The organism is Steroidobacter sp., assembly GCF_036406195.1.
GTDB lineage: Bacteria > Pseudomonadota > Gammaproteobacteria > Steroidobacterales > Steroidobacteraceae > Steroidobacter.
In genome coordinates, this window is record NZ_DASWVW010000033.1 from 19,159 (window position 1) to 37,378 (window position 18,220).

An 18,220-nucleotide genomic window follows, 5' to 3' on the forward strand; every position below is an offset into this window, starting at 1 on the left:
CTCCGTAGATGCGGCTCAGGCGTTCGGTCGGATCAGGATGTTGCCGACCGCATCGACCTCGCCGGTGTGTCCCGGCAGGATCAGGGTCGTCGTATCCATTTGGCGCACGATGGCCGGCCCGGCGATGCGATTGCCGACCCCCAGCCGGCTGCGGTCGTAAATGTGCGCCTCACGCCAGGCGCCCTCGACGAAGATCTGCGATGTATCAATCTGCGCGTGCGACGGGTCAGCCGATCCGGCGGGCATGCGCTCGGCGTGCACCATGGTTTCCGGTCCTTGCACGATGGCGCGCAGGCTGACCAGCTCGTGTTCGGTGTCGAGCGCGAACGTGTAGAGCTGCTTGTGCAGTTCATCGAAGCGTCGCGCCACTTCGGCGAGGCCGTCTTTCCGCAGGTCTTGTTCGGTCACGTCGATGGTCAGGCGCATACCCTGGCCCTGATAGCGCACGTCCAGCTGATAGCTGACGCTCTGCGCCTCGTTGGGCACACCCTCGGCCAGCAGTGTGCGCTGTGCGATGACGGTCAACTCGCTCAGGATGTCGCGCACCTCGACGTCCGATGTCTCCTGAAAACGGCGAATGAAGGTTCGCGAAGCCTCATCGCGCAGCCGAGTCGTGGCGTCGCCGTAGGCGCACAGCACACCCGGCGCGGGCGGGATCACTACCGGCCATGCACCGGTCAGCCGCCCGAGCGCATTTGCGTGCAGCGGACCCGCGCCACCGAAACCGACCAGCGCGAAGTCGCGCGGGTCGTGCCCCTGCTCGATCGAGACCAGCCGCAGCGCGCCGAACATGTTCTCGTTCACGATATTGATGATTCCCTCGGCCGCCTCTTCCACTGTCTTGCCCAGCGCGTCGGCAATGCTCTTGACCGCCTTGACGGCCCGATTGCGGTCGATCTGCATATCGCCGCCGAGCTTGGAAGACGCCGGCAGATAACCAAGCACGATGTTGGCGTCGGTCACAGTCGGCTTCTCGCCGCCTTTGCAATAGGCGGCCGGGCCCGGATCGGCGCCCGCGCTTTGCGGGCCCACGCGCAGCGCTTTGGTCAACTCGGGCACGTAAGCGATGGAACCGCCGCCAGCGCCCACGGTGCGCACGTCGATCGACGGCGCGCGCACAGTCACGTCGGCCACGCGCGTCTCGCGGCGCGTCTGCGCAACTTCGTTCTGGATCAAGGCCACGTCCGTCGACGTACCGCCCATGTCGAAGGTCAGCAGATTACGAAAGCCCGAATGCCGAGCAATCCAAAGCGCGCCAGTGACGCCTCCGGCCGGACCACTTAACAGCAGCGACACGGGGTGATCGAGTGCCGCGTCCACAGACGCCAGCCCGCCGTCCGAACGCAGCACGTGCAGCTTGACGCCGGGCATCTTGCGGTCTATCTCAGAGTGCAGATTGCGCAGATAACGCGACACGACGGGGCGCACGTAAGAGTTGACGACTGTCGTCTCAGTGCGTTCGTACTCATACATCTCCGGGATGACTTCGGAGGAAATCGATACCGCGATCCCCGGCAGGACCTCTTCGCAAATCTCGCGGACGCGCCGCTCATGCGCACCATTCGCATAGGCGTTGACCAACGACACCGTCATCGCCTCGATTCCCTCGTCCTTGAGCGCCTCGAGACTCTTGCGCAGCGCCGTTTCGTTGAGCGCCTTGATCACCTCGCCGCGCGCATCGATGCGCTCGTCCGCCTCGACGGTGAACTCGAGCGGCGCAAGCAAAGGCTTCTTCTTGTAAATCACCCAACCGCCCAGCCCGCCAGGCACGAACGAACGCGCCATCTGCAGCACCTGCCGGTAGCCCGCCGTCGTGACCAAGCCCACCCGCGCGCCTTTCCCCTCCAGCACCGTGTTCGTGGCCACCGTAGTGCCATGCATTACGTGGGTAATGCTGCGCGGATCGACGCCCTGCTGCTCGCACAGCTTCGCGATTCCGTTCAACACGCCGATAGAGGAATCCGACGGCGTCGACGGCACCTTGGCCGAATGGGTTTTTCCCGTACTCTCGTCGATGAGCAGCAGATCAGTGAACGTGCCGCCGATATCGACGCCGAGTCGGTAGGTGCGCGCGGGTGCGGATGACATCTGAATTTCCTCTCTGAATTCTGTGCGTCGTCGCCACAGGCGGCGCCTACTGGATCACCGCGGCCTGACGCAGCGCTGCTATCTGCGCGTTGTCGTAACCGAGCACCGTGCGCAAAACGCTCTCGGTGTGTTCTCCGACTGCGGGCGGTGCGTTGCAGGGATCCTTCGCCATCCCGGTGATCTTGACCGGGTTCCCCGGCATCTGGACGATCTGGCCGCTGGGCAACTTTACGTCGATGACCATATCGCGAGCGCGAACCTGCGGATCTGAAAGCGCTTGAGCGAAATCATTGACTGGCGCACACGGGATACGCGCTTCACGCAACTTCTCCAGCCAATGCTCCGCCGTGTCCTTGAGCAGCTCCTCCTGAATGATCGCGTCGATGCGCTCGCGATCCTCGTAACGGGCAGGTTGTTTCAGATACCGTGGATCGCGCAGCTCCTCGCACGGGAACACGTCTCGGAACCTCTCGTAAAAGGCATCGCCGATGCAGGCGATGATGATGTAGCCGGTCTTGGTGCGGTATGCGTTGTAGGGCACGTGCACGAAATGGCTGTTGCCGATGCGCTCCGGCGTCTTGCCCGACATCAAATACATGGTCGCCATGTAGTTGAGTAGCGAGATCTGCACATCGAGCATGGAGATATCGACGTGACTGCCCTTGCCCGTCCGCGTGCGCTGCTGGAGCGCCGCCAGCACGCCCATGGCGCCGAATACGCCTCCGCCCAGATCCCCGATCGGTATGCCCGAGCGCACAGGGTCTCCTTCTGCGAACCCCGTAATGGACATACCGCCGCCCATGCCCTGAACCACCTGATCGAAAGCCGGCCGGTCCGGCGCAGGCCCCGTCTCGCCAAAGCCAGAAACGGAGCAGGTGATGATGCGCGGATTGATCTTCGCGAGCGTTTCGTGATCGATCTTCAGCCGGCGGGTCACACCGACACTGAAGTTATCGAACACGATGTCGGCCTTGCGGACCAGATCGTAGAAAACCTCGCGGCCCGCATCGCTCTTCAGGTCGATGGCTACGCTTTGCTTGCCGCGGTTCAACGTCAGGAAATACGCACCCATTCCGTCGCGCGAAAAATCCTCGCTCGTCGCCAGCAACGCGCGTGTGCCCTCGCCGGCTCCAGGCGGCTCCACCTTGATGGTGTGCACACCCAGATCCGTCAGCAGCATGGCGCCGTACGGACCGGACAGCATGTGCGTGAGGTCAAGCATCACAATCCCTTCAAGCGGTCTCATGGTGCGTTTGGTGTGATTCCGTATTAGGGTTCCAGGTTTCAGGTTGCTGAGTCCGCGCTGCGCTTCGGCCTCAATGCTTCAGTTGCAATACTCTTGCCAATATCTCGTTTGCCTGCGTAACACAGGAATTGGCGCGCCTTCACGCCCCCATGCCTGCAACGCCTTCGTAACACCACAAAATCCCTGCAACAGGTGAAACACACGCAACATCATCTGAGCGACAGATGCCTCGGGCGCTTGAGTGACACTGTGTTTATGCATGCGCGCGCCCTGCCGACGGACTCGACTTGACGATGTTGCGACCGGCAGCTTGACCAGAAGCTACCGCGGTCAGGCAACTGCCGTTCCAGTACAGATCGTTGAACATCGAGCCCGGCTCACTGGCCTCGTACAGCAGCGGAATCGGTGCAGTCGCCGCGTGAGCACTCGTGATTTGATGTTGCGCTTCCTTGGAGCTGTAGGAGCTACGCGGACGTGCGCACCAGGCCGAGGGCGCCCGGGTTTATCAAGCCGACGGGATCGAGTTGCTGCTTGAGGGCGCGCACCAGCGCCGCGTAGGGCTGCGCCACCGTATCGAGATAAGGATAGGCGCGACCGATCTGGAAATTCACAGCGCCGTGCCGCGTGAGGATCCTGGCCGTGGTCAACCACAGATCATGAACGAACTCGCGTATATCGGGGCGATTCTTGCGCTCCATCCACTCCTTCGGCGCGGCCTCGAGCTCGGTAGCCTCGATGTGCAGCTCAGTCACCTCATCGAACCAGTAGAAGCAGGGCTCGTACAGCACGCCATTGGGCACGTTGGTCGTCAGCGGCGAGTACAGAACGCCGAAGCGATCCAACTCGCTCTGACGCGACTTGATCATCGCTTCGACTTCGGACACCGCGGCCGCAGCGCTGCCGAGCGGCAGAATGCCGTGCACGGGAACCCAACGCTGGCCGTCGCCGCCCAGCGCCGAGCGCAGCGGCGGGAACGGGCGCCCGCGCATCCCCTTCGGGACTACCGGCGGCAGCGGCGAGCCAGAATTGCGCTTGGCAATGGCCGCGATCTTCCTGATCTGGCCGTCGACGTTTGCATCATCGGCCCCCTCCACCGTCACATGCAGCGAGTACGGCGCGTTTTCCAGATCGCTCGTGCCGGCGAGCGCCATCCCGGCCACGTCCTTGACGCCGGCCAGAAGGCTTTTGCCGCTCTTGATCACGCCCAGCGCTATCTTGGCCGCTTCACCCAACTTCTTGCCGGTCTGCGCTGAGTTGCGCGCCTTGTAGGCGTCAATGCCGAACGCCTCGGCGCCCAACCCACAGCGCGCCAGATCGGCTTGCGCTGCAATCATGGACGCGAAATCCGGAAAGGCGAACGATGCATAGCCAACCGCTGCAGCTTGCTCAATCAACTTCAAACTGACTGCGATCTTGACGCCGAAAGCACCAGCGTCGCCGATGAACAAGCCTGTCAGGTCAGGCCCACCCCAACGCACAAATGGAATACCACTGCTGCGCGCCGCCGTCCCGGTCACTAGGCGCGAGCCATCGGCCAACACGACCTCCACGCTCAGTACGGACTCAGCCGCGCTGCCATGAGTAACAGAGCCGAAGAACACGCTGTTCTGCGAAACTGTGCCGCCAACGCTGGCGCGCTGCCCGGACAGCGGCCCCCAATACGGCGTGCGCAGACCCTTGGCTGCGAGCGCCTCGTGTAGCTTCGCCCACGTACAGCCAGCTTCGACAGTGACGTAACGGTTGACCTCATCGATCTGCAGTATGCGGTTCATCGCCCGCAGATCTAACAGCACCGCCTCCTCATCATCGGCGACATAGCCGCCGGTGTACGACATCCCGCCGCCGCGCGGCGTTACAGGGTGGCCCGCCGAGGTGGCGATACGCACCGCAGCCTGCACCTGCTCGGCGCTCGTCGGCGCCACTACACATGCAGGCGGTTTGCCGTACCAGAACAGATCGTGTGAGAAATGGGCGCGCACGGCCTCGTCGTCAAGCACCAGTTCGGCGCCCACCGCGGCACGCAACGCCGCCACGAGTTCAGTATGGTTCATTCGGCTCTCGGTCGTTTCATGTCAATGCTGAACAGGCGCCGCGCGAAGACGACTTCACTGCGCCAGTAATTCGATCCATTCGCCCGCCGCGCCTCGCAGCAACGCCACGTTGCGACCAGGCCAGTCCCGCTCGCCATGCGAGCGCCAGGTGACACCCAACGGCAACGGAGTGTCGGCTCTGGCGAGTAGGCTGACCATTGCAAGACCGGACGGCAGACGCGCATCGTCGGCGCGCAATGGCTCGTGTTCCGGTACCTCGTCGACTTCGATTAGAGAAGCGCCATCCAATTGCAGCGTACCCACCGCGCGCTTGCGCTCGGGATCGACGCCAAGCATCGAATTGAGCGCTGAGACCCGCGTCTCGAAGCGCAACCCGGCCACACCGTTGAGCTCCTCATAGAAACGTAGCGCGTCTTCCCTATCAGCAGCGCTGAGCACAGGGATAAACAAGCGCTGCGCGTCCAGTCGCGCGGGTTCAGGCAGTTGGAAGGGCGGCGCAGGCCCGCGCACCTCAGTCAGGTACAGCGTTTCGCCCGCAGGCCCCGCGACTTGCATCGCCCAAATGTTGTCGTTGACCTCCAGAGCCCGCGGCTCGCCAAGCACCTTGAACGCGCTGTTCCTGAGCCGCGCCGCCAAGGCCCGCACATCGCGCACCAGAATCTCCAGAGCCAGCCAGCCTGCGCGTTGCATTGGTCGCGGCGCCGTTGCGTCAGGATCGTGAAGTACCCGCAGCCAGTGGGTAGACGGATCGTGCACGTCAGCGCCCAGCAGTACGAGTCGACGCCCCGCTAACATCGGTTGACCCCACGCGGCGGCGATGGTCGACGGCATTACCCTATCGTGGACGACGACCAAGCCCAGGCCATCCTTGTAGGCGTCAACCACGGCGCCGACATCACGGGCCACCACAGTGCCGCACACAGCCGGGCCGAGCCGATGGGTCGTTCGGAGCATCGGGGAGTTCATCGCAGCGGACACTCACTGGCCGTAGCTGGCGCCTGTTGAAGTGATTCTCGAACGGCCGATGGCGCCACTGGCGATGCGATCGGAGCGAAACGACGATAGCGTCCCAGCGGCAGCAGCAGAGACGCACCGACCACAAACAGGACTCCCGCCGTCAAAAGGATCGAGCTGTAGCTGCCAGTCTTGTCGAACACCCTGCCGAAAACGACCGGGCCGGCGCCCGCGCCGAGCGCGAAGAACGCGTACAGCGCGCCGTAAATCGCGCCGTAATTCTTCATGCCGAAATAGCGCGCCACCAGAAATGCGATCAGGTCGTACTCGACTCCAGCAGCGAAGCCGAACAGAAACACCGCAAGGCGCGCCGTATTCATGTCCATGGCGCCGGTGGCCAGCTGCCAACAGGCGAGCGCCGGCAGACTCAGCATCAGCCAAGCCACCCCCGGGGCCCAAAAACGGTCAATGAGCCAGCCGCCCAGAATGCGACCGACGATGACCGAAAGGCCGATCAGCGCCACGAGGCCGACGACGTCGCTGGGCGCGAAGCCTGCCACTCTCAGAATGTTCTCCATGTTGGGGATCGGGCCGCCGACGGCGAACGAGATCAGTACGCAGGCCACCGCGATGAGCCAGAACCGCCAGTCCCGAGCCGCCTCGGCCAAGCTCATTCCCGGTGTGGCCGCCCGACGCGCGGCGTCCGACGCCCGCCGTTCGAGGAGACTGGCGCCCCGCATGCCTGCATCATGAAAGCCGAAGTAGGCGATAGGCAGGGCGACCACGAGCGGCAGCGCGCCCACGACCACGTAGGCGGTGCGCCAGCCATGGGCGGCGATGAGCCATGCGGTAAGCGGTTTGATTGCAAAACCGAAGATACCCGTGCCCAGCAGCGACAGGCCCAGTGCCAGGCCTTTGCGTGTCTCGAATCGATTGGCTACTGCGCGCGTCCATGTCACAGGCAGCGTGCCCGCGCCGAACAGGGCCGTGACTCCCCAGGTGACATAGAAGAGCCGGATGTCACCGTTTCCAAGCGCGAAGGCCATGAAAGACAGTCCGAACAACAGCACCGAGATCAACGCGACGCGCCGGACTCCGTAACGATCGGCCAGCCAGCCCACGGCCGGGCTCGCCACAAGCACGATCGCTGTCATGATCGACACACCAACCATCATCGACCCGAACTGCCAGCCAAAGGCTTTGTTCAGCTCCGGCGCCAGCATTCCAATGGTGTAGAACGGCACAGGCGACAGGCCGAGCCCGATGCCGAACATGGCAGCCAACACGACCGGCCATGCATTGCGAAACTCCTGGTAACCGGCGCTGCCGACGTTCATCTTGGGGTCCATGGGTGCTCTCAGTGTTTGCGCGCCATCTTGAATCGCTGATCCGAGCCGAAGCAGGATCGAGTCGGGGCACTGGGATCGGTAAAGCCGCGCGTTGCGTCGATCACTAGCAGCGCAGGATGCGAACCTATTTTGACGGGTCGGTTTAGCAGGACCGTCATGCCCGGCACGGCCTTCGGGGAGACAAAGCTGGTCGCCTCGATCGAGCGTATTCCTGCACTTACCAGCACCTCGATGAGTCGCAGCTTGTCCGAGCAGGACACGAGTCGGGGCTGACTTTGCAGGCCGTCTCGCGGCCCGACTTCGTTGATAGGCAAGAGATCACTCATTTCGAACCGCATTTCGACGACGAGGCGCGTCCCAAGTGAAGCCTCAATCCGAAGCGAACGGGCGCCAGCATCTCCAAACTCCATGTGAGAACGTTTCGGAGCCGTACGCATGCAATCTACTTGCCAAGCTCAAAGCGGTCGCAAGCCTCTATCGCGACAGACGATTGGGATTTCACGAGCTAGGAAAGCTCGTGGAAAGATCGCAGCCACAGACCGCTCGCGATGGCAATGCAACGCTTGCAACATGCATCTGCAACATTGCAACCGAGCCAGACCCCCTAGGACGCGTCGCTTCTGGTTGGAATCTGCGTAGTGTCGACAACAGTCGACAACACCCTGCCATCTGCGTGCTCAGTTACCACGGTCTGAGGACCTTGTGCATCGCCTGGTCCCTGAATTCGAGCACCCGAGACTCTCGGTACGGTGCTGCTCGGCCCCAGCAGGATCACGGTTCGCGCCCCGGCTATAGGCACTCGCCGACATCGAGGCGGGCCGCGGCAACCCGACGCTCAGCACGCTGCGAGTTCTACTGTGTTCGGCTCGATTCGCTGGGTTGACCCGCCTCGGCAAGACCAGACCTATGGCCGCTGCTGGTAAAGTTGATCGAATCGCCGCTCAAGCCGCGCATTCACACCCCGGAGTTGATCGACAACCTCCCTGGCCCAGTCGAAGTACTCGCGTTGTCGATCGATCGACCAGTCGCTTGGCGGGCCTGCGATGATGTCCCGCAAGTTGGCAATCTTATCCGCCAGTTTTACCAGCTTGGCGGCTCTGCTCGCCCTGGCCGTCTTACTGACCTGCAGTCGTTTGCGAGATGTCTTCTTGAGCCACTTGGTATCGGTGACCTCTGCAACGATCTCTGCTATCTCCTCGCCGAACTGCCCTCGGAGCTCATCATAGGCGGTCTCCGTGTCCTCGATCGTATCGTGTAGCAATGCGGCAGCAATCACGACCGGATCCTCTACTTTGCCCTCTTCCCAAAGTATGTTGGCAAGGGCGAGCGGATGATTGATGTATGGGGAGGCGGCGGCATCCTTGCGGCGCTGATCCTTGTGCTTTCGGGCGGCGAACTGAGCCGCCTTGAGAATCAGCGTCACTGCGTTAGATGACTTGCTCACGCGCGAGCCTCCGACCCGTCGAAGAAGGCGCTGAAACTGAGGCTCCCCGGCTCATCCATTGTCAGGTCCACCGGCAGCTCATTTTCCCGATAAAGACACCGTGGGTCTCAGAAATCGCAACATGAAACAGTTTGGAAGCGATCAGGATCTGTTGCAACGTCTTCAGGCCGTAGGCCTGAACGGCCAGGTCTGGTGACCTGCTCTTAAGAAATTTCCCGCTCGCGAGAGCAACGTCATGCCGTTAACCTGCTGCGTGTGCTGCTCAGCCAGTCGTAGCAATTTCACGATTCGTGTCGTCGCCCAAGCGGTGCGATCGGGTGCGGATGGCACAACGAATTCCACCCAGGGTGATAGCTGCGCGACGAGTTACTCCCGGTGTTGGCCATACTCAGCTGCGAGCGCGGGCTTGGTCTCGATCGTGCGGGCTCCGGATCGGAGAATCCCGCGACTTCGCTGTGCGCGCGAGTCGCCGCTTCGACCTTCTCCATAACCAAGGGCACTAAAGTGACGGGACATGCAAATCATGCGCACCAAGCTCTCGCCGCATCGGCGAACGTCTCGGGCAACGCGATCGCCTTGCCCGCCGTCAGATCCAATCTGACCGTCGTCGTCTTTGCCGTTGCATGACGGACTCCTGCGTGGGAGGACAGTGAGTGAAAGTGCGTAAAGGAGGTCCGGCCGACTCGGACGATCTGGCTTTGGACACGCAGCACGGAGCCCGCAGCCACTTCGTGCTCGAATTCGACCTCCGCTCTCACATCCGCCCAGCCCTTGCCTTCACGGACTGACTGCACGCTGGAGAACCCTAGAAAATCGAGCAACGCGAACCCCGCGTCATCCAAAGCAGCGTAGATGTGTCGGGCATTCATATGCCCCATGGCATCACACAACCAGGGATGGGCCACCACGATTGCGGTATCGATCGCCATCATGCCGTCATCCTCTACCACCGGCGGCCGCCTTGCCAAAGCCTGGCGCCGCAACGCCCGGCGTTTTCAACTTGAGCATCTCTCGCGCCTCTTGCGGCGTCGCCGGTTCGCATCCCAGGTCTTGAATGATCCGGACCGCCCGCTCCACCAACTGTCCATTGGTGGCGAACACGCCCCGCTCCAGATACAGGTTGTCTTCGAGGCCCACGCGGACATGCCCGCCGAGCAGTATCGATTGCGCGGCGATCGGGAACTCGTCACGGGCAATCCCCATCGCGGTCCAACAGGCATCGGCGGCTTCGATCAGGTTCTTCATGTAAATAACCGTCTCCGGGTCCGCAGGCGCTCCCCACTTCACGCCCAATACAAACTGGAACATCGGCGGTCCGTCGACCAGTCCTTCCTTGATCAACTGGTTGGCGAACAGCACATCGCCGGCCTGGAAAGCCTCCAGCTCCGGCTTGACGCCCAACTCCTGGAAGCGCCGTGCCATGGCGCGCAGCGTGCGCGTCGTATTCAAGTAGACAAACTCCTGCGCGCCTTCCACCTGATTGCCGGTCGTCACATCGAGCGATGCGATTTCCGGCAAGTTGTCTTCCAGATGCGCAACCCGTTCGGCCACGCCGGCGACATCGCTGTGCGGTAACGCACGCCCTTCATCGTCAGGATCGGGATAGAACGTGGCGCCCATCCCGCCGGTGAGATTGATCACGATGTCCGTGCCTGCCTCCCGCACCCGGGAAACGACTTCGCGGAACAATCCGCGATCCCGGGAGCCGGCGCCCGTCCTGGGATCCCTGACGTGGAAATGAGCGATGGAAGCACCCGCCCGAGCAGCCTCGGCCGCCGCGGCCGCTATCTGAGCCGGGGTCACGGGGAACGCCGGGTGCTGGGGATTGAAGGGGGCGTTTCCCGTCACCGCACAGGTGACGATCACTTTGCGCTTGGCCAACTGACATACTCCTCATCTCTTGATTTCTCGCACGACGGACCGAACACACGCTCGTCGCCTTGCTCATTCTTCCCATTCGAGCCCACCGGACACCTCGATGAGTTGTCCGGTGACGTGTGGGGCGCGATCCGAACACAGGAACATCACCATGTCGGCCACTTCCTTCAGCTCGATCCGAGTCCGCATCGAAGTGAACTTGAGCATCTGCGCTTCAAAGGCTTCCGGTGTGATCCCTCGGGCCTTGGAGACACGCTGAATCACGAAGTCCATCCGCGCGTTCTTCAGCGCACCCGGCAGGACTGCATTGCATCGAACGTTGAACGGACCCAGTTCTCGCGCGGCATTCCGGACCAACCCTTCGATCGCGCACTTGCTGACGACATACGGGGAGCGTTCCGGAATTCCCGTTCGGGTCGAGGCGCTGGAAATATTCACGATGGCGCCCGAGCGTTGACGCTTCATCTCCGGTATCACCGCACGCATCGCATAGAAGGCACCGGTGAGATTGACCTGCATGCTCGCCTGCCAGTCTTCATCGGAGATATCTTCAACCGCCGCGCGCGGTCCGGCGATACCCACGAAATTGGCCATCACATCGATGCCGCCCATGACCTCTATCGCTTCCCGTGCGACGCGGTCGACGTCACCTCGCACTCCCACGTCACCGGCCGCGCCGGTCAACGCCGGATTCTCTGCCAGCGTCCTGGCCACCGCCTGCGCGTTGACATCGCAAACATGTACACGCGCACCCGCAGCCGCGTACATCTCGGCCGTCAGCCGGCCCACGCTATCGCCAGCGCCGAAAATCAGCACCCGCTGCTGCCCGGCCATTTACATGGCTCCTATGCGATAGGTGGCGGTCAACCCGTAAAGCCTGGGCGGGGAGAAGAACTCGAACACCGGGCTACCCAAGCTCTGGCCGCCGATGATGGCCCCTTCGGTAACCAGTTTGTTGCCGCCGTTCTTGATGAACGCGGCGAGCGTCCAGCGCCCATTCGCACTGTCGAAAGCGACGTTGGCATTCCAACGGCCGACGGCCGGCTGGTAGGCGTTGTTGCGATTGAACTCCGTGAAGTAGACGACGTCCTGCCAGTTGTATTCCCCGCGAATCGTGACACTGCCCGCGTCTCCCAAGGCGATGTTGTATTGCGCGGCCGTGCTGATGGTGAAGGCCGGCGCTTTGGGCAAGCGATTGCCAGACAAATCCTGACTGCCGAGCTCTGGGTAATCGATCTCCGTGTTGTGAAAAGAAGTGAACTTGGCATCGAGGTACGCCGCCGACACGTTCATTTGGAACGCAGAGGTCGGACGCGCCACGAATTCGAGCTCCGCCCCGCTGCTTCGAGCGGAGGCAGCGTTGATGACCTGCACGCCCGCGATGGGCAACACCTGGTTCACTTGGAGGTCGGAATATTTGCTGTAGAAGGCGGTGAGGTTCGCCTGCAGACGGTCGTCGGCGAAGCGGCTTTTCACACCCGCCTCGTAACTCCAGATCTCCTCCGGCTCGAACGCCCTGCCCTGCAATCCCCACACGTTGTAGCCGCCAGCCTTGAACCCCTTGGATACGCTGCCGTACACCAGGACGTCGTCATTGATCTGATATTCCAGCGCCGCACGCGGCGTGAAGTCATGCCACGAATCCTTCAGATCCTCCACCAGCGGCGGCCCGAAAATGGCAAGGCTGGCGTGTTCGCGCTTGTCGTCGGTGGTATAGCGCGCGCCCACTTTCAGCATCAGCGCTTCGGTGAACTTGTAACCTACCTGGCCGAACACCGCATAAGAGTGCACCTTGACCTGCGTCTGCCAGCCGCGCTGACTGAGCTGGGCGCAGCAGACAGTCTCACCGCCGAGAAACCCCAGATCGCCGAGTTGCGCGTCGTAATAGGTCTTGGCGGTCTCGCCGAAATAGAACAAACCCGCCAGCCATTGAAAACGGCCATCGCCATTGGAGGCGAGATTCACTTCGACCGTGCGCTGGTCCTGCTTTTCCGCCCAGAACTCATCGCCGGTAAAGAAGGACGTGCCGTCCAGATCGTCGGAGATATCGGAGGACAGATTCCAGGCTCCCACGGTCGTCTTCAACGTGGCCGCACCGAAGTCATGGGTCAGATTGAGGTTGAGGCCTTGAATCTCGCGCTTCAGACCGACCGGATCGGGCGAGTAGGTGTTCCGGCCCGTGCTCAGCAGGCCACCGTCTTGCTCCCAAATGATGCCCGGTCCCGTGGCCGAGCGACGCACCACACTCGCGGGCCCCGCGCCATTGTCGCGGCTGGAATTGATGGTCAAGCCCACTTCCGTCGTATCGGAAACGATGCCCCTGAGACTCAGCCGATAGGCGTGCTTGCTGAGATCGTCCAGGTCCCGACCGTTGCCCAGATTCTTGGTCCAGCCGTCGTGGGAATCGGAGAATACCGCGAGGCGCGCGAACACCCGTCCTTCGACCAGGGTGCCGCCGATGGCGGCGCTTTCCGTAATCGAGTTGTAATTGCCCGCGGAAATGGAGGCATGGGCATCGAAGTCCGCGCTGGGGCGCTGGGTGATGATGTTGATGGAGCCACCCGTGGCGTTTCTGCCGTAGATGGTTCCCTGAGGGCCGCGCAGCACCTCCACCCGATCCACATCGACCAATGCCAAAGAGGGATATTCGTTGCGCGCCAGGTAAACCCCATCCATGTGGACGGCGACGCCCTGATCGGAACCGGCGTTGAACAACTCGTTGCCGATGCCGCGCATATTGATGAACGTTTTGGCCTGGGTCTCTCCAATCTTCAGGCCCGGCGCGAGAAACTGCATGGCACGCAGCCCACCGATTCCCGAGCGCTGCAACTCCTCGCCACCAACCGCCGTGATGGCGATGCCGGTCTTCTGCAAATTCGTGTCGCGCTTTTCGGCGGTGACAACCACCACTTCCAGACTGTCGAGTGCCGATGAGCTGGCTTTGTCCATGCTCACCGCAGCGCCATCACGTGCGGTCTTCACGGGCGGCTTGCCTTTGCCCTTGGGTTCGGCGGTCGCTGCGCGGTGAAGAGTCACGGTATTGGTTCCGGTGAACTCGTACTCCAGTCCGGTCCCCTCCAACAACTCGCGGATCGATTCCTGCACCGACAACTTGCCGGAGACGCCGTGCGTTCGAATCCCCGCAGTCACATCGGGAGCGAAGATGATCGATAGTCCCGTTTGCTCGGCCAGGAGCTGGAATGCGCTGGCAACATCCTGCGCGGGGATATTCACGTCGACGACCGTTTCGGTATCCGCGCTCGCCGGGCCCGAACATGCCAGGCACAGACTCAACGTGGCGAGGGCGGCGATCCGATTCACAAAGTGTCTGCCGGTCTTGACGGCCGCGGCCGGCCCGGGCCGTTCGATCGATGTCGCTTGGCTATTCATCGCGTGCTCGCTCCCCATGAAATCTGGTAGTAAGTGGTGGGAGTCTTCGTCCCTTTCCTTAAGACGGGGACCACGCTCATCACAGTAATGCCGACATCAACACTTCATGCATTCGGCCGTCTTTTTTTGCACGTCGCGCCGACGACGGCGCTTGCAATCAGGCACCCGGACGGATGTCGGACTTTGCGCGCAGACGAATTTCGCCGCTGCTCAGGTATTCCGCCTCGACAGGGAAGCCGAGCAACAAGGCCGAAACGAAATCTTTCGACTGCTTGATATCGAAGTTCATGTTGACGGGCAGATCGCGGATGGCAGGATCCGCGATCACGATCGGACCGCTATCAATGTTCCGATTGACGGCCTTCACCACGCTGTGCAGTGGCTCGCTTTGAAACACCAGCCTTCCCGCCTGCCAGCCTTTGATGCGTGCTATGTCGGCGGTTGCGACCTCCACCTTCACGGCAGAGGTGGCTCGATCCATTTTCAAGACTCTGCCGAGGGGCAGCTGTTGGCGCCAGGGATGCTGATGAAGCAGATCGTTTGCCGAGCCCGTCACCTCCACCACGCCGTCGAGCACGGCGACCGTCAGGCTGTCGTGTTCCCGTCGCACGTTGAATTCCGTTCCCACTGCGCGCACGGATACCCCATCGACGATGACCAGAAAAGGCCGGGTGGCATCGTGCTCGACCCGAAAAGTAGCTTCGCCATCGATGAGTTTCACGTGTCGCTGCGCCGACGAATAATCCACCTGCACGGCCGAGCGCGCATTCAGGTGCATCGTCGACCCATCGGCGAGCAAGGCGATCGACTGTTCGGCCAATCGAGTCTGGTAGGTCTGCGACTGATTGCTCCTGCCGTTGGAGAACAAGGCGATCGATACGCCTACAAACATCAGCACGGAGGCTGCCACCAGATATTTCGTCCAACGGCGGGGCTCGGGATGTACCGCGTTGGATCCGTAGCGCGCGAGCGTATCCAATACTTCAGGGGAATTGCGGGCGAGATCCAGAGCACGCCACGCATCGGCCACCTCATTGAACTTGCGCTTGTTCTCAGCATCGTTCTCAAGCGCCTCCCGCACCTGGACTTCATGCTCCGGCGTCGACTCCGGCACGCCGAGCGACAGGAACTGATCGACTGCGCCCTGCAACTTGCCATCACGTCCGCGCCGTGGCCCTTTCATGGTTCCACCTTCAATTTTTGGGTCAGGTGCACCAAGGCACGGTTGATGTGCTTTTGCACCATACTGGTAGATAAACCCATCAGCTTTGCGATCTCGGGATAGGTCAGGTCTCGGAACCGATGCAAGATCAACGCATCCCGGCTCTTGGGGGCGAGATCCTTGAGTGCATCGATGACCAGGGCCAGGGTCTGCTGCGACTCGAGCTGCCGTTCCGGTGACGGGCGCGCACAGGGGAATTCGACGTCTTCGATGGGCGAGCCCCGATCGAGCGGATGTCTCGCCGCGGCGGCAAACCGATCCCGCAACAGGTTGGCGGCAGCCGTCATCACGAACGCCTGGGTATTGAGAATGGCACCCGGATCGGGGTACCGCGCGATGCGGACGTAGATCTCCTGAATCGTGTCATCGAGATCTGCCGCGGACCGAAGCCGTCGGCGCAGATAGCGCCTGAGCTCGCCGTCGTGACGATCATAGACCAGGCGGGCAAACGCACTGCCTTCCCGGGTGCGAAAGGGCACGACCGTCTGATCCTCCTCAGACCGCTCCGGATCGGCGATCGCCGTGGCCATTGCACGTCACCCCTTGAACCCGCTCATTCTGGCGCTGCCGCCCGGCACCTGCCGGCGAAGCCGGGTCGGTCATGGAGCCGGCCCACCTCTTATAGACGATGGAATCCTCCCATCGAGTAACCGAAGGCAGACAGTATTTCCTGCAACCCGCCTGCGCCATCAGCTGGTCACCTATTACAGCCGATTGCATTACTCGAATCGCGCAATCGGACGTCTTGATGGATGAGTCAACCAAGCCGGGGCTCAGCCCTCCCGCAAGCAGTCGAGCCCATGCACAGCCAAGGTCCAGCATCGCCGGTATTGGAAAGCCTGAGTCGGGAGGAGCGTCGCGCGTTCGATGGTGATCTGGGCGAGACGCAGCGCAAGCTGATGCAGACGATGGTGCTCTACGCCGAGGCGCTCCAGGCCGACCGTCTGGTCGACGTGCAGGGGCCGGGGCATCTGGTGATCAATGACTCGCGCGCCGGCTGGGGCGCTCGGGTCGAATTTCTCGAAGAGCTCGCCGACGCCGGACTGAAGGCGGCCTTCCCCTTCACCATCGACCCACCCGCGCCCTATCGCGACAGCGCGTTACAGCTCGACGCGGTTCAGACAAAGGCAATGGATGAGCGCTATGTCCACGAGGACCGCTACCAGTCCCTACTGTTCAAGCTGGGACTCAAGAAACGTCATGAGGCGACCTGTACGCCTTGGTTCACCCAGGTAGGCAACAAACCCGGCTTTGGTCAGATCCTGGCCTGGGCGGAGTCATCGGCCGTCGTCTACGTCAACTCCGTGCTGGGTGCGCGGACTCATCGCAATGCCGGCGTGATCGAGTTGATCTCCAACCTGGTGGGCAAGACGCCGCATGCCGGCCTGCTCACCGACGAGGGACGGCGCGCCGGGCATCTGATCCGAATCGAGACATCGCAACTTCCCGATCCGCAGGTGCTGGGCAATCTGATCGGCGAGGCCGTCTGGGATGGCGTGCCCTACGTTGCGGGGCTGGATCGCCACTTGAAGCCCATCCCCAACTCCGCCACGTTGCAGTTCCTGCACGACCTCGGCACCACCTGCGCCGTCGCCGGCGGAGTGGGCTTGTTTCATGTGGAAAACATCACACCCGAGGCCGTTCAGCGCGGCCGCGCGCTGCTGCGCCGGGAAGCGACGGAACTGATCATCGACGATCGAGCCTGCCAGGCGATCCGGCAGCGGATCCATTCCAACTCGAGCAGCGAGCAGATAAAGCCCGACATGTGTCTGGCAGGGTGTCCGCACCTGACCTTGGATCAACTGCATGATTGGACTCGCCGGATAGGCGAGCAGATGCAACGCCACGGTCGCACCCGATTGGCGGTGGACACCATTCTCGTGGCGGCCCCCGCCGTCATCAAGGCGTTCTCGCACAGCGGCGAGGACTATCAGCGCTTGACCGGCTGGGGCGTGCGATTGAGTTCCTTCTGCCTGGAAGGGCTGATGCAGGACCGGGCCATCGCGCCGGCAGCCGTCGTCACGAGTTCGAACAAACTCCGACACTACAACACCGGCGTGTATCTCTTCGACGATGAAGAGCTGGCCCGGATCGTCGTTACCGGCAGCGCCAGCCCGAGGTAGGCGAATGACAAAATCCTTCAAAGGCAGGATGGTTATCGGCGGCGCCACGACGGGAGCCGCGTTGGTCTCCTCGAGCGGATTCAATCCGCTGGCGGCCTACTGCAATGCCATCGTCGACAAGACCACCAACGCGCTCTGCGCAGACCGCCAGAATCCCGACCTACTTGGCAAAGACATGGCGGCGCGCGTGCTGTGCGTTCCCAGTTGCATCGGCTCAACCACGGCGGGCCCGGTTTGGGAATACGTGGCCAGCAATGGCATAGCCCCCAAGGCCCTGCTGCTCACCAAGCCGGTGGATTCCTTGACGGCCGGCGGCATGGTCCTGGCAAAGATCTGGATCGGCGAGCCGATCGTGCTGGTGGACGATCTGGGAGAAGAATTCCTGTCCAGCGTGCGCGATGGCGACATTCTGCGCATCGAGCCTGACGGCAGGGTGTGGATCGACAACGTCTGCTGACCCTTCACGCGAATCACC

Annotated in this window: 14 protein-coding genes and 1 pseudogene; 2 read left to right on the forward strand and 13 right to left on the reverse strand. The window is 62.2% G+C overall.

The genetic code is table 11. The annotated features are described in order from the left end of the window. Nucleotides 1-15 precede the first annotated feature (15 nt). The 13 genes and pseudogenes from VGE08_RS15125 to VGE08_RS15185 form a co-directional block, all read right to left on the reverse strand. On the reverse strand, nt 16-2,088 hold the full coding sequence (locus VGE08_RS15125; RefSeq protein ID WP_331068741.1) for a hydantoinase/oxoprolinase family protein: 2,073 nt from the start codon (nt 2,086-2,088) through the stop codon (nt 16-18). A gap of 46 nt (nt 2,089-2,134) precedes the next feature. Further along, the gene (locus tag VGE08_RS15130) at nt 2,135-3,310 is read right to left on the reverse strand and encodes a CaiB/BaiF CoA transferase family protein (RefSeq protein ID WP_414717498.1); all 1,176 of its coding nucleotides are present in this window, start codon (nt 3,308-3,310) and stop codon (nt 2,135-2,137) included. Between the two features lie 488 nt (nt 3,311-3,798). After that, nucleotides 3,799-5,385, reverse strand: coding sequence for an FAD-binding oxidoreductase (locus VGE08_RS15135; RefSeq protein ID WP_331068743.1), 1,587 nt, complete (start codon nt 5,383-5,385; stop codon nt 3,799-3,801). 54 nt (nt 5,386-5,439) lie between these two features. Continuing rightward, a complete protein-coding gene (locus tag VGE08_RS15140) occupies nt 5,440-6,339 on the reverse strand; it encodes a hypothetical protein (protein ID WP_331068744.1) in 900 nt (299 codons plus the stop codon). Nucleotides 6,340-6,347: 8 nt separating this feature from the next. Next, nucleotides 6,348-7,688 (reverse strand): MFS transporter, encoded by a 1,341-nt coding sequence (locus tag VGE08_RS15145; protein ID WP_331068745.1) that lies wholly within the window; start codon nt 7,686-7,688, stop codon nt 6,348-6,350. 155 nt (nt 7,689-7,843) lie between these two features. Beyond that, nucleotides 7,844-8,014 (reverse strand): annotated as a pseudogene (locus VGE08_RS26570) (hydroxymethylglutaryl-CoA lyase); the annotation flags it as partial. A gap of 578 nt (nt 8,015-8,592) precedes the next feature. Next, nucleotides 8,593-9,111, reverse strand: coding sequence for an HD domain-containing protein (locus tag VGE08_RS15155; protein WP_331068747.1), 519 nt, complete (start codon nt 9,109-9,111; stop codon nt 8,593-8,595). Nucleotides 9,112-9,653: 542 nt separating this feature from the next. Next, nucleotides 9,654-10,064 (reverse strand): acyl-CoA thioesterase, encoded by a 411-nt coding sequence (locus VGE08_RS15160; RefSeq protein WP_331068748.1) that lies wholly within the window; start codon nt 10,062-10,064, stop codon nt 9,654-9,656. Between the two features lie 4 nt (nt 10,065-10,068). Continuing rightward, nucleotides 10,069-11,013 carry a 3-keto-5-aminohexanoate cleavage protein gene (locus VGE08_RS15165; RefSeq protein ID WP_331068749.1) on the reverse strand — a complete coding sequence of 315 codons (945 nt, stop codon included), beginning with the start codon at nt 11,011-11,013 and terminating at the stop codon, nt 10,069-10,071. Between the two features lie 63 nt (nt 11,014-11,076). Then, on the reverse strand, nt 11,077-11,844 hold the full coding sequence (locus VGE08_RS15170) for an SDR family oxidoreductase (protein ID WP_331068750.1): 768 nt from the start codon (nt 11,842-11,844) through the stop codon (nt 11,077-11,079). Beyond that, entirely contained in the window at nt 11,845-14,400 is a 2,556-nt protein-coding gene (locus VGE08_RS15175) for a TonB-dependent receptor domain-containing protein (RefSeq protein WP_331068751.1), read from the reverse strand. A gap of 157 nt (nt 14,401-14,557) precedes the next feature. Further along, nucleotides 14,558-15,583: a FecR family protein gene (locus tag VGE08_RS15180; protein ID WP_331068752.1), complete on the reverse strand. Its 1,026-nt coding sequence runs from the start codon at nt 15,581-15,583 to the stop codon at nt 14,558-14,560. After that, a complete protein-coding gene (locus VGE08_RS15185) occupies nt 15,580-16,152 on the reverse strand; it encodes a sigma-70 family RNA polymerase sigma factor (protein WP_331068753.1) in 573 nt (190 codons plus the stop codon). Before VGE08_RS15185 ends, VGE08_RS15180 begins: the two co-directional genes overlap by 4 nt. A 270-nt stretch (nt 16,153-16,422) precedes the next feature. On the opposite strand from VGE08_RS15185, the gene VGE08_RS15190 reads away from it, so the two are divergent. Together VGE08_RS15190 and VGE08_RS15195 are read left to right on the forward strand one after the other, a co-directional pair. Continuing rightward, nucleotides 16,423-17,745, forward strand: a complete 1,323-nt coding sequence (locus VGE08_RS15190) for an aconitase X (protein WP_331068754.1) — start codon at nt 16,423-16,425, stop codon at nt 17,743-17,745. 4 nt (nt 17,746-17,749) lie between these two features. Next, nucleotides 17,750-18,202, forward strand: coding sequence for an aconitase X swivel domain-containing protein (locus VGE08_RS15195; RefSeq protein ID WP_331068755.1), 453 nt, complete (start codon nt 17,750-17,752; stop codon nt 18,200-18,202). The last annotated feature ends 18 nt before the right edge of the window (nt 18,203-18,220 follow it).

Coding starts and splice junctions, on each gene's coding strand:
- VGE08_RS15125 (WP_331068741.1), bottom strand. CDS start 2,088: ATGTCATCCGCACCCGCGCGCACCTACCGACTCGGCGTCGATATCGGC.
- VGE08_RS15130 (WP_414717498.1), bottom strand. CDS start 3,310: ATGCTTGACCTCACGCACATGCTGTCCGGTCCGTACGGCGCCATGCTG.
- VGE08_RS15135 (WP_331068743.1), bottom strand. CDS start 5,385: ATGAACCATACTGAACTCGTGGCGGCGTTGCGTGCCGCGGTGGGCGCC.
- VGE08_RS15140 (WP_331068744.1), bottom strand. CDS start 6,339: ATGCTCCGAACGACCCATCGGCTCGGCCCGGCTGTGTGCGGCACTGTG.
- VGE08_RS15145 (WP_331068745.1), bottom strand. CDS start 7,688: ATGGACCCCAAGATGAACGTCGGCAGCGCCGGTTACCAGGAGTTTCGC.
- VGE08_RS15160 (WP_331068748.1), bottom strand. CDS start 10,064: ATGATGGCGATCGATACCGCAATCGTGGTGGCCCATCCCTGGTTGTGT.
- VGE08_RS15170 (WP_331068750.1), bottom strand. CDS start 11,844: ATGGCCGGGCAGCAGCGGGTGCTGATTTTCGGCGCTGGCGATAGCGTG.
- VGE08_RS15175 (WP_331068751.1), bottom strand. CDS start 14,400: ATGAATAGCCAAGCGACATCGATCGAACGGCCCGGGCCGGCCGCGGCC.
- VGE08_RS15180 (WP_331068752.1), bottom strand. CDS start 15,583: ATGAAAGGGCCACGGCGCGGACGTGATGGCAAGTTGCAGGGCGCAGTC.
- VGE08_RS15185 (WP_331068753.1), bottom strand. CDS start 16,152: ATGGCCACGGCGATCGCCGATCCGGAGCGGTCTGAGGAGGATCAGACG.
- VGE08_RS15190 (WP_331068754.1), top strand. CDS start 16,423: ATGCACAGCCAAGGTCCAGCATCGCCGGTATTGGAAAGCCTGAGTCGG.
- VGE08_RS15195 (WP_331068755.1), top strand. CDS start 17,750: ATGACAAAATCCTTCAAAGGCAGGATGGTTATCGGCGGCGCCACGACG.